Source organism: Kitasatospora sp. NPDC001261 (assembly GCF_042896795.1).
GTDB lineage: Bacteria > Actinomycetota > Actinomycetes > Streptomycetales > Streptomycetaceae > Kitasatospora.
Window position 1 is genome coordinate 38675 of the sequence record NZ_JBIAXP010000022.1, and the last position, 16532, is coordinate 55206.

Consider the following 16532-nt stretch of genomic DNA (forward strand, 5'->3'; position numbering starts at 1 on the left):
CTCACGCTCCGGACTTCTCGGTGTTCTGGGACTTCTCGGCGTTGTCGGTGGTGCCGGCGCTGTCGGTGGTGCCTGCGTTGTCGGTGATGCCTGCGCTGTCGGTGGTGCCTGCGTTGCCGGTGGTGCCGGCGCTCTCGGGCCGCAGCTTGTCGGCGAGCACGGCGGCGATCCGGGCGAGCGGCTCCGGCCGGGCCAGGTCACCGTGGCCGAACGGCAGCCGGTGGCCCTCGATCCGCCCGTCCAGGTGAGGCCGCCAGGCCTCCTCGTACGGCCAGTCGGCCGGCTTGCCGAGGGTGGCGCCGAAGAAGACGGCATCGCCCCGGTAGTGCTGGGGCCGGTGCTCGGCCATCAGTTTGCGGTGGCGGTCGAACACCTCGGGCAGGACGTGCGTGGCCTCGCCGAGCACCGCCGCCAGATCGGCCTGGCCGCTGCCGTCCGCCGGGTCGTAGCCCAGCGAGCGCAGCAACTCGTCCACCGTGTCGGCGGGTTCGGACGGCGGGGCGGCAACGGTGCGGACCGCCGGGCCGCCGTCCAGCAGGGCCAGCAGCCCGACCGGCGCGCCCTCGGCCTGGAGCCGGACGGCCATCTCCTGGGCGACCACCGCACCGAAGGACCAGCCCAGCAGGTGGTACGGGCCGGACGGGTGGACGGCGCGGATCTGCCGTACGTAGTCCTCGGCGATCTCGGCGACGCTGGCCGGCGCCCCGCCCCGCAGGCCGCGGGCCTGGAGGCCGTACACCGGCTGCCCCGGGTCGAGGTGGCGCAGCAGCCCGGAGTAGACCCAGCTGATGCCGGCCGCCGGGTGGACGCAGAACAGCGGGGGCCGGTCGCCGCCGGTGCGCAGGGGCAGCAGCACGTCCAGGGCGTCGGCCGCCGGGCCCTGGTCGAGCCGGCCGTCCAGCCCGGCCACCGTGGGCGCCTCGAACAGCGCCCGCATGCCGAGATCGACACCGAGGGCGGTGCGGACGCGCGAGAGCAGTTTCATGGCGAGCAGGGAGTGCCCGCCCAGATCGAAGAAGTCGTCGTCGATGCCGACGCGCTCCAGGCCGAGGGTTTCGGCGAACAGGGTGCAGAGCAGCTGCTCGCGCGGGGTACGGGCCGGGCGGCCGGCCGGGTGGGCGGCGAACTCCGGTGCGGGCAGGGCGCGGTGGTCGACCTTCCCGCTGCCGGTCAGTGGCAGGGCGGGCAGCGCGACGAAGGCGGCGGGCACCATGTGGGCGGGCAGCCGCTCGGCGGTGAAGGCCCGCAGTCCGGCCGGGTCGAGCGGGCGGTCGGTGACCAGGTAGGCGACCAGTCGGGTGCCGCTGTCGTCCGGCCGGACGACGGCCGCGGCGACCTCGGGGTGAGTCGTCAACACCTGCTCGATCTCGCCGAGTTCGACCCGGAAGCCGCGGATCTTCACCTGGTCGTCGGTGCGGCCGAGGTACTCCAGCTCGCCGTCCCGGGCGCGGCGCACCAGGTCCCCGGTGCGGTACATCCGCTCGCCGGGGGTGAACGGGCTGGCGACGAACCGCTCCGCCGTGAGCGCGGCGCGGCCCAGGTACCCGCGGGCCAGTCCGGCGCCCGCCAGGTACAGCTCCCCGGGGATGCCGACGGGCACCGGGTTCAGGTGCTCGTCCAGCACGTACCCGGCGGTCCCGGCGACGGCCCGGCCGAGCACCGGCCGGTCCGAGTCGTCGAGCGGCTGCTCCAGCGCCTCCACGGTGGACTCGGTCGGGCCGTACAGGTTGTACGCCCGCAGTCCCGGGGTCTCCCGCAGCCGCGTCCACAGCGCCTGGCCGACGGCCTCGCCGCCCACCAGCACGACGCCCGGCGCAGGCGCCTCCAACAGGCCCTCCTCGACGAGTTGGGCCACGAAGGACGGGGTGGCGTTCACCACGTCGATGCCGTGCGAGCCGAGGTGGCGGACCAGCGCGGCCGCGTCGAGGCGCAGGTCCTCGCCGATCAGGTGCAGCTCATGCCCGACCACCATCCACAGCAGGCCCTCCCAGGAGGCGTCGAAGCAGAGCGAGGCCGTCAGCGCGAACTTCCGGTTCTCCTCCCCCGCCATCATGCCCGCCCGATGGCCGGCCAGCAGGGCGGCTAGGCTCCCGTGCGAGACCACCACACCCTTCGGGCGGCCGGTCGAGCCGGAGGTGTAGATCACGTAGGCAGCGTCCGCCCCGTCCAGGACGGGCCTGGTGAACTCCGCCGGTCCGGGCGCGTCCGTGACGTCCAACACCGGGAGTTCGGTGAGCAGTTCGGGCAGCGGCCACCGGTCGTCGGTCAGCACCAGCGCGGGCTCGGCGTCCGCCAGGGTGTAGGCCGTGCGCTCCGCCGGGTACCCGGCGTCCAGCGGCAGGTACACCCCGCCGGCCTTCAGCACCGCGAGCAGCCCGACCACCGACTCCACCGAGCGCGGCAAGGCGATCGCCACCACCGCACCGGGCGTCACCCCCGCACCGACCAACCGACCCGCGAGCCGTCCGGCCCGCGCATCCAACTCCCGATACGTCAGCACCTCTTCGCCGCACACCAGCGCCACCGCCTCCGGCGTGGCCGCCACCTGCTCCTCGAACACCGCCGGAAGCAACGGCACCTCCGAAGCCAACGGCCGCGCAGCACCGAGCAGTTCGGCCCGCTCCTCCTGACTCACCAACGGCAGTGCCCCGATCCGGGTGTCCGGCCGCTCGACGGCCGCCGTCAGCAGGCCGGCGAAGTGGCGGACCATCGCCTCGGCCGTCTCGCGGTCGAAGAGGTCCGTCGCGAAGTCGAGCACGCATTCCAGACCGGCCGGCGCGCCGTCCGGACCGAAGGACTCGCCGATGCCGACACTCAGGTCGAACTTGGCGACCGCACGACCGGACGGCTCGACCGAGACGTCCAGCCCGGTCGCGTCCAGCGGCGCCGTGTCACCACCGCCCTGAAGGACCAGCATCACCTGGAACAGCGGATGCCGGGCCAGCGAACGCGCCGGGTTGAGCTCCTCGACCAGGCGCTCGAACGGCACGTCCTGATGGGCATGCGCATCGAGCTGGGTCTCCCGGACCCGGCCCAACAGCTCCGTGAAACTCGGATTGCCCGAGGTGTCCGTGCGCAACACCAGGGTGCTGACGAAGAAGCCGACCAGCTGGTCCACCGCCTCGTCCGAACGCCCCGCCGTCACCGAACCGATCGGGATATCCGTCCCGGCACCGAGCCGGGTGAGCAGGGCGGCGAGCGCCGCCTGCGCGGTCATGAACATCGTCACCCGCTGCTCACGCGCCAACGTCACCAGCGCACGGTGCAGTTCGGCACCCAACGGAAGCACCACCCGGTCACCCCGGTGACTGGCCACGGCACCCCGCGGACGGTCCGCCGGCAGCGCCAGCTCCTCCGGAAGATCGGCCAGCGCCTCGCGCCAGTAACCGAGTTGGCGTGCCATCGGGCCGTCCTGGTCCGCTTCGTCGAGCAGCTCGCGCTGCCAGAGCGCGTAGTCGGCGTACTGGACGGGCAGCGGCGCCCACCCGGGCACGGTGCCCGCCGTCCGCGCCGCGTAGGCGGCGGCGAGGTCCCGCAACAGCGGACCCATCGACCACCCGTCACCGGCGATGTGGTGCAGCACCAGGACCAGCAGGTACTCGGCCTGCCCGGCCGGGATCAGGTGGGCCCGGATCGGCAGGTCGGCGGCCAGGTCGAACGGGCGCCCGGTGCAGGCCTCCGGCGCGGTGCCCTCGGGCAGCAGCTCGACGGGCACCCGGGCCGCCCAGGCCGGCAGGACGCGCTGGTACGGGGTGCCGTCCTCCTCCTCGATCAGCGTGCGCAGGACCTCGTGCCGGGCGACCAGGTCGCCCAGGGCCGAGCCGAGGGCGTCGGCGTCCAGCTCACCCGCCACGCGGAGCACCAGCGGCAGGTTGTACACCGCACTGGGCCCCTCCATCCGGTCGATCAGCCAGAGCCGCTGCTGCGCGAAGGAGATCGGCGCCCGCTCCGGCCGCTCGGCGTAGGCGGTCAGCGCGAGACGCTCCGCCCCCGAACCCAGGCGGGCCGCCAACCCGGCCGGCGTCGGCGCTTCGAACACGTCCCGAACGGCCAACTCGGCGGCCAGCGTCGAACGGACCCGGCTGAGCAACCGGGTCGCCAGCAACGAGTGCCCGCCCAGCGCGAAGAAGTCGTCCTCCACCCCGACCACGTCCAGCCCGAGCACCTCCGCGAACAGACCGCACAGGATCTCCTCCTGCGGCGTACGGGCCGCCCGGCCACCGGCCGGCGCGAATGCTGCCAGGTCGGGTTCGGGCAGGGCACGGTGGTCGACCTTGCCGCTGCCGGTCAGCGGCAGGGCGTCGAGCGTCACCACCGCGGCCGGGACCATGTAGCCGGGCAGCGACTCGGCCGTGAACCGGCGCAGTGCGCCACCGAGTTCGGAGGTGGCATCCTCGGCCACCGCGCAGTAGGCGATCAGCCGACGGTCCCCGTCCTCACTCTCCCGAACGGTCACCACGGCCTGACGGACAGCCGGATGGGCCGCCAACACCGCCTCGATCTCACCGAGTTCGATCCGGAAGCCACGGATCTTCACCTGGTCGTCGGTCCGGCCCAGGTACTCCAGCTCACCGTCACGGGCCCGGCGCACCAGGTCACCGGTGCGGTACATCCGCTCGCCGGGGGTGAACGGGCTGGCGACGAACCGCTCCGCCGTGAGCGCGGCGCGGCCCAGGTACCCGCGGGCCAGTCCGGCACCGGCCAGGTACAGCTCCCCGGGGATGCCGACCGGCGCCGGGTTCAGGTGCTCGTCCAGCACGTACCCGGCGGTCCCCGCGACGGCCTGGCCGAGCACCGGCCGGTCCGAACCGTCGAACGGCTGCTCCAGCGCCTCCACGGTGGACTCGGTCGGCCCGTACAGGTTGTACGCCCGCAGCCCCGGGGTCTCCCGCAGCCGCGTCCACAGCGCCTGGCCGACGGCCTCGCCGCCCACCAGCACGACGCCCGGTGCCGGCGCCTCCAACAGGCCCTCCTCGACCAGTTGGACCAGGAAGGACGGCGTGGCGTTCACCACGTCGATCGCCGACTCGCGCACATGGCGGACCAGTTGCCCGGCGTCCCGCCGGACCTCGTCGTCGATCAGGTGCAGCTCATGCCCGACCACCATCCACAGCAGGCCCTCCCAGGAGGCGTCGAAGCAGAGCGAGGCCGTCAGCGCGAACCTCCGGTTCTCCTCCCCCGCCATCATGCCCGCCCGGTGGCCGGCCAGCAGAACGGCGAGGCTGCCGTGCGAGACCACCACACCCTTCGGGCGGCCGGTCGAGCCGGAGGTGTAGATCACGTACGCCGCGTCCGCTGCGCCCAGGGCGATCAGGGGACCCTGTGCCGATCCGGGCACGTCCGTGACGTCCAACACCGGGAGTTCGGTGAGCAGTTCGGGCAGCGGCCACCGGTCGTCGGTCAGCACGAGAGCGGGCTCGGCGTCCGCCAGGGTGTAGGCCGTGCGCTCCGCCGGGTACCCGGCGTCCAGCGGCAGGTACACCCCGCCCGCCTTCAGCACCGCGAGCAGCCCGACCACCGACTCCACCGAGCGCGGCAAGGCGATCGCCACCACCGCACCGGGCGTCACCCCGGCATCGACCAGCCGACCCGCAAGCCGTCCGGCCCGCGCGTCCAACTCCCGGTACGTCAGCACCTCATCGCCGCACACCAGCGCCACCGCCTCCGGCGTGGCCGCCACCTGCTCCTCGAACACCGCCGGAAGCAGCGGCACCTCCGAAGCCAACGGCGTGGCACCGCCCAGCAGTTCGGCCCGCTCCGCCGGGGACAGCAGCTCCGCCCTGCCGATCGGCAGGTCCGGACCGGCCGCGACGGCGGCCAGCAGCCGGCCGAACCGGACGGCGATCGCCTCGACCGTCTCGTGGTCGAACAGGTCCGTCGCGAAGTCGACCACGCACTCCAGACCGGCCGGTGCGCCGTCCGGACCGAAGGACTCACCGATGCCGACACTCAGGTCGAACTTGGCGACCGCACGACCGGACGGCTCGACCGAGACGTCCAGCCCGGTCGCGTCCAGCGGCGCCGTGTCACCGCCGCCCTGAAGGACCAGCATCACCTGGAACAGCGGATGCCGGGCCAGCGAGCGAGTCGGGTTGACCTCCTCGACCAGGCGCTCGAACGGCACGTCCTGGTGGGCATGGGCGTCGAGCTGGGTCTCCCGGACCCGGGCCAGCAGCTCGGTGAAGCTCGGGTTGCCCGAGGTGTCGGTCCGCAGCACCAGCGTGTTGACGAAGAAGCCGACCAGCTGGTCCACCGCCTCGTCCGAGCGCCCCGCCGTCACCGATCCGATCGGGATGTCCGTTCCGGCACCGAGCCGGGTGAGCAGGGCGGCGAGCGCCGCCTGCGCGGCCATGAACATCGTCACCCGCTGCTCACGCGCCAACGTCACCAGCGCACGGTGCAGTTCGGCACCCAACGGAAGCACCACCCGGCCGCCTTGGTGGCTGGCGACGGCACCCCGCGGACGGTCCGCCGGCAACGCCAGCTCCTCCGGCATTCCGGCCAGGGCCTCGTTCCAGTAGGCGAGTTGGCGGGAGATGAGGCTCTCCTCGTCGGCCTCGTCGCCGAGCAGGTCGCGCTGCCAGAGCGCGTAGTCGGCGTACTGGACGGGCAGCGGCGCCCACCCGGGCGCGGTACCCGCCGTCCGCGCCGCGTAGGCGGCGGCGAGGTCACGCAGCAGCGGACCCATCGACCACCCGTCACCGGCGATGTGGTGCAGCACCAGGACCAGCACGTGATCTTCCGAGGAGACCCGCAACAGCAGGGCGCGCACCGGGAGTTCGGCCGCCAGGTCGAAGGGCCGGCGGGAGGCCGCGTCGACGGACTCGCCGACCTCGTCGGCCGGGCAGTCCCGGACCTCGAAGGGCACCGATGCCGCCCCGACCGGCAGGATCAGCTGGTGCGGTTCGCCGTCGGTCTCCACCACCAGCGTGCGCAGGGCCTCGTGCCGGGCGACCAGGTCGCCCAGGGCCGAGCCGAGGGCGTCGGTGTCCAGCTCGCCCGCCACGCGGAGCACCAGCGGCAGGTTGTACACCGCACTGGGCCCCTCCATCCGGTCGATCAGCCAGAGGCGCTGCTGCGCGAAGGACAACGGCACCCGCTCCGGCCGCTCGGCGTGAGCGGTCAGCGCGAGACGCTCCGCCCCCGAACCCAGGCAGGCGGCCAGCCCGGCCGGCGTCGGCGCCTCGAAGACGTCCCGGACGGCCAACTCCGCGGCCAGCGTCGAGCGCACCCGGCTGAGCAGCCGGGTCGCGAGCAGCGAGTGCCCGCCCAGCGCGAAGAAGTCGTCCTCCACCCCGACCGCGTCCAGGCCGAGCACCTCGGCGAACAGGCCGCACAGGATCTCCTCCTGCGGGGTGCGGGCGGCCCGGCCGCCGGCCAGCGCGGCGAAGTCGGGGGCCGGGAGCGCGGCCCGGTCCAGCTTGCCGTTGGCGGTCAGCGGCAGGGCATCGAGCGTCACCACGGCGGCCGGGACCATGTAGCCGGGCAGCGACTCGGCGGTGAACCGGCGCAGCGCGCTACCGAGTTCGGGGCCGGCATCCTCGGCCACCGCGCAGTAGGCGATCAGCCGACGGTCCCCGTCCTCGCTCTCCCGAACGGTCACCACGGCCTGACGGACAGCCGGATGGGCCGCCAACACCGCCTCGATCTCGCCGAGTTCGATCCGGAAACCACGGATCTTCACCTGGTCGTCGGTCCGGCCCAGGTACTCCAGCTCACCGTCACGGGCACGACGCACCAGGTCACCGGTACGGTACATCCGCTCACCCGCGACGAACGGGCTGGCGACGAACCGCTCCGCCGTCAGCGCGGCGCGTCCCAGGTACCCGCGGGCCAGTCCGGCACCCGCCAGGTACAACTCGCCCGCCACCCCACGCGGGACCAGGTTCAGGTGCTCGTCCAGCACGTACCCGGCCGTCCCCGCGACAGCCCGGCCGAGCACCGGCCGGTCCACGCCGTCAAGCGGCCGGGTGAGGGCGTGCACGGTGGACTCGGTCGGGCCGTACATGGTGTGGCCTGCGGTCAGCGGAGCCGCGCACAGCCTGGTCCACAGGCCCTGCCCGATGGCCTCGCCACCGAGCAGCAGCAGCTTCGGCGCCGGCTCCTCCAGCAGCCCCTCCTCGACCAACTGCTCGGCGTACGACGGAGTCACGTGCAGCGCGTCCAGCCCGACCTCGCGGACGTGGCGGACCAACTGCCGGGCGTCCCGACGCACCTCGTCACCGATCAGGTGCAGTTCGTGCCCGGCGACCATCCACAGCACCACCTCCAACGAGGCGTCGAAGCAGAGCGAAGCCGTCAACGCCACCCGCAGTCTGCCGTGCGCCGCCTCCGCGTCCGCGACCAACGTCGCCCGGTGGCCGGCCAGCAGGGCGGCGATGCTGCCGTGCGAGACCACCACACCCTTCGGACGACCGGTCGAGCCGGAGGTGTGGATCACGTACGCCGCGTCCGCCCCGCCCAGGACGGGCCTGGTGAACTCCACCGGTCCGGGAACGTCCGTGACGTCCAACACCGGCAGCTCGGCCAGCACCTCGGGCAGTGGCCAGCGGCTGTCCGTCAGCACCAGCGCCGGCTCGGCGTCCGCCAGGATGTGCCCGGTACGCTCCGCCGGGTACTCGGCGTCCAGCGGCAGGTACACCCCGCCCGCCTTGAGCACCGCGAGCAGCCCGACCACCGACTCCACCGAACGCGGCAGTGCCAACGCCACCATCGCGCCCGGCGTCACCCCGGCACCGACCAGCCGGCCCGCGAGCCGCGAGGCCCGCGCGTCCAACTCCCGGTACGTCAGCACCTCCTCGCCGCACACCAGCGCCACCGCCTCCGGCGTGGCCACCGCCTGCTCCTCGAACACCGCGGGAAGCAGCGGCACCTCCGAAGCCAACGGCGCGGCACCGCCGAGCAGTTCGGCCAGCTCCTCCGGACTCACCAGCGGCAGCGCCCCGATCCGGGTGTCCGGCCGCTCGACGGCCGCCGCCAGCAGGCCGGCGAAGTGGCGGACGATCGCCTCGGCCGTCTCCTGGTCGAACAGGTCCGTCGCATAGTCGAGCGCGAAGTCGATCCCGGCGGGCTCACCGTCCGGGCCGAAGAGCTCCTGGGCGGTCACGTTGAGGTCGAACTTGGCGACCCCGGTGGCGGCCGGCAGCACCCCGTTCCACAGGCCGGACGAGGAGGCGTCGGCCTGCTCGTTGTTCTGGAGCACCATCGCGACCTGGAAGAGCGGGTGCCGGGCCAGCGAGCGGGTCGGGTTGAGCTCCTCGACCAGGCGCTCGAACGGCACGTCCTGGTGGGCGTAGGCGCCGAGGTCGGTCTCCCGGACCCGGGCCAGCAGCTCGGTGAAGCTCGGGTTGCCCGAGGTGTCGGTGCGCAGTACCAGGGTGTTGACGAAGAAGCCGACCAGTTCGTCCAGCGCTTCGTCGGAGCGCCCGGCGACCACGGAGCCGATCGGCACGTCGGTGCCCGCGCCGAGCCGGGTGAGCAGGGCGGCGAAGGCGGCCTGGATGGCCATGAACATCGTCACCCGCTGCTCGCGCGCCAGGGTCCGCAGCGCACGGTGGAGTTCGACGTCGAGCAGCTGTGCCACCCGGTCGCCCTGGTGGCTGGCGGCGGCGCTCCTGGGGCGGTCCGCCGGGAGCGCCAGCTCTTCCGGCATTCCGGCCAGGGTCTCGTTCCAGTAGGCGAGTTGGCGGGAGAAGAGGCTCTCCTCGTCGGCCTCGTCGCCGAGCAGGTCGCGCTGCCAGAGCGCGTAGTCGGCGTACTGGACGGGCAGCGGCGCCTGTCGCGGCGCGGTTCCGGCCGTCCGCGCCGCGTAGGCGGCGGCGAGGTCGCGCACCAGCTTGCGGGTCGACCAGCCGTCGCTCGCGATGTGGTGCAGCACCAGGACCAGCACGTGTTCCTCGGCGTCGACCCGCAACAGCAGGGCGCGCACCGGGAGTTCGGCCGCCAGGTCGAAGGGCCGCCGGGAGGCCGCGTCGACGGACTCGCCGACCTCCTCGGCCGGGCAGTCCCGGACCTCGAAGGGCACCGAGGCCGCTCCGACCGGCAGGATCAGCTGGTGCGGTTCGCCGTCGGTCTCCACCATCAGCGTGCGCAGGACCTCGTGCCGGGCGACCAGGTCGCCGAGGGCGCGTTCCAGCGCCGCCCGGTCCAGCTCGCCGGTCAGGCGCAGCGCCAGCGGCGAGTTGTAGAGGGCGCTCGGCCCCTCGATCCGGTCGATCAGCCAGAGCCGCTGCTGGGCGAAGGAGAGCGGCACCCGCTCCGGCCGCTCGACGTAGGCGGTCAGCGCGAGACGCTCCGCCCCCGATCCCAGGCAGGCGGCGAGCCCGGCCGGTGTCGGCGCCTCGAAGACGTCCCGGATGCCGAGTTCCGCGCCCAGCGTCGCGCGGACCCGGCTGAGCAGCCGGATGGCGAGCAGCGAGTGGCCACCGAGCTCGAAGAAGTCGTCGTCGGCGCCGACCACGTCGAGGCCGAGCACCTCGCGGAACAGGCCGCAGAGGATCTCCTCCTGCGGGGTGCGGGCGGCCCGGCCGCCGGCCAGCGCGGCGAAGTCGGGGGCCGGGAGCGCGGCGCGGTCCAGCTTGCCGTTGGCGGTCAGCGGCAGGGCGTCGAGCTCCACGAAGGCGGCCGGGACCATGTAGCCGGGCAGCGACTCGGCGGCGAAGGCGCGCAGGGCGGCCGCGTCGAGGGGGCCGTCGGCGACCAGGTAGGCGACCAGGCGCCGGCCGCTGTCGTCGGGCAGCACGGCGGCCTGGCGCACGGCCGGGTGGCCGGCCAGCACGGCCTCGATCTCGCCGGGTTCGATCCGGAAGCCGCGGATCTTCACCTGGTTGTCGGTGCGGCCGAGGTACTCCAGCTCGCCGTCACGGGCGCGGCGCACCAGGTCACCGGTGCGGTACATCCGCTCGCCCACCACGAACGGGCTGGCGACGAAGCGCTCCGCCGTGAGAGCGGACTGGCCCAGGTACCCGCGGGCCAGTCCGGCACCGGCCAGGTAGAGCTCCCCGGGGACGCCGACCGGCGCCTGGTTCAGGTTCTCGTCCAGCACGTACCCGGTGGTCCCGGCGACGGTCTGGCCGAGCACCGGCCGGTCCGCGCCGTCGAAGGGACGGGTGAGGGCGTGCACGGTGGACTCGGTCGGGCCGTACATGGTGTGGCCTGCGGTCAGCGGAGCCGCGCACAGCCTGGTCCACAGGCCCTGCCCGATGGCCTCGCCACCGAGCAGCAGCAGCTTCGGCGCGGGCTCCTCCAGCAGCCCCTCCTCGACCAACTGCTCGGCGTACGACGGAGTGACGTGCAACGCGTCCAGCCCGACCGCGTGGACGTGGCGGACCAGCTGCCGGGCGTCCCGGCGCACCTCGTCACCGATCAGGTGCAGCTCGTGCCCGGCGACCATCCACAGCACGACCTCCATCGAGGCGTCGAAGCAGAGCGAAGCCGTCAACGCGACCCGCAGCCGACCGTGCGCCGCCTCCGCCTCCGCGACCAGCGTCGCCCGATGGCCCGCCAGCAGGGCGGCGATGCTCCCGTGCGAGACCACCACACCCTTCGGGCGACCGGTGGAGCCGGACGTGTGGATCACGTACGCCGCGTCCGACCCGCCCAGGACAGGCCTGGCGAACTCCGCCGGACCCGGCGCGTCGGTGACGTCCAACACCTGGAATTCGGCGAGCAGTTCGGGCAGCGGCCAGCGGCCGTCGGTCAGCACCAGCGCGGGCCCGGCGTTCGTCAGGGTGTAGGCGGTGCGGTCCGCCGGGTACTCGGCGTCCAGCGGCAGGTAGACCCCGCCGGCCTTGAGCACCGCGAGCAGCCCGACCACGGACTCCACCGAGCGCGGCAAGGCGATCGCCACCATCGCGCCCGGCGTCACCCCGGCACCGACCAGCCGGCCCGCGAGCCGGGAGGCCCGCGCGTCCAACTCCCGGTACGTCAGCACCTCCTCGCCGCACACCAGCGCCACCGCGTCCGGCGTGGCCGCCGCCTGCTCCTCGAACACCGCCGGAAGCAGCGGCACCTCAGAAGCCAACGGCCCTGCGGAGTGGCGGAGTTCGGCCGCCCCGCCCGCGGGCGTCAGCCCGGCCGCCGCGACGCTGAGCTCCGGGTCGGCGGCGGCCTGCCGCAGGATCAGGGCCAGCACGTCGGCCAGCCGCTGCGCGGTCTCCGGGTCGAACAGGTCGGTGGCGTACTCCAGCCCGCCCGCGAGCCCGTCCGGGGTGCCGTCGGCGCGGTGGCGCTCGGTCAGCGCCAGCTTGAGGTCGAACTTGGCGGTGCCGTACTCCACCGGCTCCTCGGTGGCCGTCACGCCGGGGAAGGCGGGGCCGCCCTCGGCGGCGGCGGCGAAGGTCAGCATCACCTGGAACAGCGGGTGCCGGGCCAGCGAGCGGACCGGGTTGAACTCCTCGACCAGGCGCTCGAACGGCGTGTCCTGGTGCTCGTACGCGGCGAGGTCGGTCTCCCGGACGCGGCGCAGCAGTTCGGCGAAGCTCGGCCGGCCGGAGAGGTCGGTGCGCAGCACCAGGGTGTTGGCGAAGTAGCCGACCAGGTCGGTGGCGGCCTCGTCGAGGCGCCCGGCCACCGGGGTGCCGATCGGCAGGTCGGTGCCGGCGCCGAAGCGGTGCAGCAGGGTGGCGTAGGCGGCCTGGAGGACCATGAAGAGCGTCGCGCCGTGCTCGGCGGCGAGGTCGGCGAGCCGGGCGTGCAGGTCCGCGTCGAGCTCCAGCGGGACGACGGCGCCGCGGTGGCTGGCGACCGGCGGCCGGGGGCGGTCCGCGGGCAGTGCCAGCTCCTCCGGCAGCCCGGCCAACGCCTCGCGCCAGTGGGCGAGTTGGCGGGCGGCCAGGCTCTGCGGGTCGTCCTCGTCGCCGAGCAGTCCGTGCTGCCACAGCGCGTGGTCGGCGTACTGGACGGGCAGCGGTTCCCAGTCGGGGGCGTGGCCGCCCTGGCGGGCCCGGTAGGCGTCGGTGAGGTCGCGGTAGAGCGGGCCGAGCGAGGCGCCGTCCCCGGCGATGTGGTGCAGGACCAGGACCAGGACGTGCTCGTCCGGGCCCTCGGGCCGCAGGTAGGCGTGCACGGGCAGGTCGGCGGCCAGGTCGAAGCCGTGCCGGGCGAGTTCGTCCACCGGGCGGTCGGTGGTGGTGAGCAGCGGGGCCACGGGCCCGTCCAGGATGCGCTGGTACGGGGTGCCGTCGTGCTCGGCGAAGACGGTGCGCAGCGCCTCGTGCCGCCGGACGGTGTCGCCGAGGGCGTCCGCCAGGGCAGCGGAGTCGAGCGGGCCGCGCAGCCGCAGGGCGAGGGTGATGTTGTAGGTGGCGGTGGGGCCCTCGGCCTGGGCGAGGAACCAGAGGCGGCGCTGGGCGAAGGAGAGCGGCACCCGCTCGGGCCGGACGGCGGGCCGCAGCGCCGGGCGGGCCTGGGCGGGGGCCCCGGCGGCGCGCTCGGCGATCCGCTCGGCGAGCCCGGCGACGGTGGGCGCCTGGAAGAGGTCGCCGATGGCGAGTTCGACGCCGAGTTCGGTGCGTGCCCGGCCGACCAGGCGGGTGGCGAGCAGGGAGTGGCCGCCGAGGGCGAAGAAGTCGTCGTCGATGGTGATGTCGTCGATGCCGAGGAGTTCGCCGTAGAGCTCGCAGAGCACCCGTTCGCGCTCGTCGCGGGGGGCGCGCCCGGTGTCGTCGGCGGCGAGGTCGGGGGCGGGCAGGGCGCGCCGGTCGACCTTGCCGTTGGCGTTGAGCGGCAGGGCGTCCAGCAGGACGGCCGCGGCGGGGACCATGTAGCCGGGCAGTACGGTGCCGGCGAAGGCGCGCAGCCCGTCCGGGGTGAGCCCGGGCTCGGCGGTGCAGTAGGCGACCAGCCGCAGGTCGCCGGGGCGGTCCTCGCGGGCGATCACGATGACCTGGCGGACGGCGGGGTGGCGGGACAGCGCCGCCTCGATCTCGCCGAGCTCGATCCGGAAGCCGCGCAGCTTGACCTGGCCGTCGATCCGGCCGAGGAACTCCACGGCGCCGTCGGCGCGCCGGCGGACCAGGTCCCCGGTGCGGTACATGCGCTCGCCCGGCAGGTACGGGCAGGCGACGAAGCGTTCGGCGGTCAGGCCGGGCCGGTTGAGGTAGCCGCGGGCCAGGCCGGCGCCGGCGAGGTACAGCTCGCCGGGGACGCCGGGCGGCACGGGGCGCAGCCGGGCGTCCAGGACGTAGCCGCGCGTGTTGTCCAGCGGGCCGCCGATCGGTACCCGGGGGCCGTCGAGGTCGGCGGGGGCGAGCGGGTGGTGGGTGGCGAAGGTGGTGGTCTCGGTGGGCCCGTAGACGTGGGCGAGCAGCAGGTCGGGGCAGGCGTCCAGGACGCGGCGCAGCAGGGTGCCGGAGGCGGCCTCACCGCCGGTGCAGACGACGCGCAGGGCGGCGAAGGTCTCCGGGGCCTGCTCGGCGACGAGGTCGAACAGGGCCTTGGTGAGGAAGACGGCGGTGACGCCGTGGCGGACGGTGACGGCGTGCAGGGCGGTGGCGTCGAGGGCGCCGGGCGGGGCGACCACGACGGTGCCGCCGGCCAGCAGGGGCGTCCAGATCTCGTAGGTGGCGGCGTCGAAGGCGTGCGGGGAGTGCAGCAGGACGCGCTGGTGGCGGCCGTCCTGCCAGCGCCGGTCGGCGGCGAGGTCGACGACGTCGCGGTGGCGCACGGCCACGCCCTTGGGGCGGCCGGTGGAGCCGGAGGTGTACATCACGTAGGCGAGCCGGTCCGGGTGGACGGGCAGGCCGGGGCGGTGGTCGGGGGCGCCGGCCTCGTCGCCGGGGCGGACCACGGCGGCGCCGTGCGGGAAGCCGGGGTCGGCGCGGTCGGTGAGCAGCACGGGGGCGCCGGTGTCGGCGAGCACGTCGGCCATCCGCTCGGGCGGCAGGCCGGGGTGCATGGGGACGTAGCAGCCGCCGGCCTTGAGGACGGCGAGGGTGGCGACGACGACGTCGGCGGAGCGCTCCATCAGCATCGCGACGGGGGTCTCGGGGCCGACGCCGAGGGCGGTCAGGTGGTGGGCGAGCCGGTTGGCGCGGGCGTCGAGTGCGGCGTAGTCGAGGGTGCCGCCGTCGTGGACGAGGGCGGTGGCGTGCGGGGTGCGGTCGGCCTGGCGCTCGAAGGACTCGGCGAGGGTGCCGCTCCACCGGGGCGCGTCGGTGGCGTTCCACTCGGTGAGGACGCGGGTGCGCTCCTCGGGGGCGAGCAGCTCCAGGGTGCCGATGGGGGCGTGGGGGTCGGCGGCGGCGCCGGCCAGCAGCCGGCCGAGCCGCTCGGCGAGGGCGGCGACGGTGGCGCGGTCGTAGAGGTCGGCGGCGTACTCGATCGAGCCGGTGAGCCCGGCGGGGGCGCCGTCGGGGCCGTGCTGTTCGGCGATGCCGATGTTGAGGTCGAACTTGGCGACCCGCAGGCCGATCGGTTCGGGGGCGGACTCCAGTCCGGGCAGGGCGAGTTCGGCGTCCTGGCCGTGGTTCTGGAGCACCAGCAGGGTCTGGAACAGCGGGTGGCGGCCGAGCGCGCGGGGCGGGTTGAGCTCCTCGACGAGGCGCTCGAAGGGGAGGTCCTGGTTGGCGAAGGCGTCGAGCTGGGCCTCCCGGACCCGGCCGAGCAGCTCGGCGAAGCCCGGGTCGCCGGAGGTGTCCGCTCTCAGGACCAGGGAGTTGACGAAGAAGCCGACCAGGTCGTCCAGGGCCTCGTCGGCGCGTCCGGCGAGGCCGGTGCCGAGCGGGATGTCGGTGCCGGCGCCGAGCCGGGTGAACAGGGCGGCCAGGCCGGCCTGGAGGACGGTGAACAGGGTGGTGCGGTGGGTGTGGGCGAGGTCGAGCAGGGCGGTGTGCAGGCCGGCGTCCCAGGCGAGGTCGACGGAGTCGGCGGCGCCGGTGGGGGCGGGCGGCCGGGGGCGGTCCGTCGGCAGTTCCAGTTCCTCCGGCAGCCCGGCCAACGCTTCGCGCCAGTAGGCGAGTTGGCGGGCGAGCAGGCTCTCGGGGTCGTGCTCGTCGCCGAGCAGGTCGCGCTGCCAGAGCGCGTAGTCGGCGTACTGGATCGGCAGCGGCTCCCAGTCGGGGGCGCCGCCGGCCAGCCGGGCCCGGTAGGCCTCGGCGAGGTCGCGCAGCAGCGGGCCGAGCGACCAGCCGTCGCCGGCGATGTGGTGGAGCACCACGAGCAGCACGTGCTCGGTCGGGGAGAGGGTGAACACCGTGACCCGGATGGGCAGTTCGCGGCTCAGGTCGAAGGTCTCGGCGGCCGCGGCGTCCCGGCGGGCCGGGTAGTCGGCCGGTGCGCAGTCCTCGGCCAGGAAGCGCGGTCGCGCCTCCTCGGCCGGCAGGATCCGCTGCACCGGGACTCCCCCGGCCACCGGGAACACCGTGCGCAGGGCCTCGTGCCGGGCGACCACGTCCGCCGTCGCGGCACGCAGCGCGGCGGTGTCGAGCGCGCCGCGCAGGCGCAGGGCGAACGGCAGGTTGTACAGCGCGGTCGGCCCCTCGATCTGGTCGATCAGCCAGAGCCGCTGTTGGGCGTACGAAACCGGGATCACG

1 protein-coding gene is annotated in these 16532 nt (G+C 74.5%); it reads right to left on the reverse strand.

Annotated elements, in window-relative coordinates; all coding sequences use genetic code 11:
- Position 1: 1 nt before the first annotated feature.
- Positions 2-16531, reverse strand: a complete 16530-nt coding sequence (locus tag ACFY4B_RS27830; protein WP_387972406.1) for an amino acid adenylation domain-containing protein — start codon at positions 16529-16531, stop codon at positions 2-4.
- Between the last annotated feature and the right edge of the window lies 1 nt (position 16532).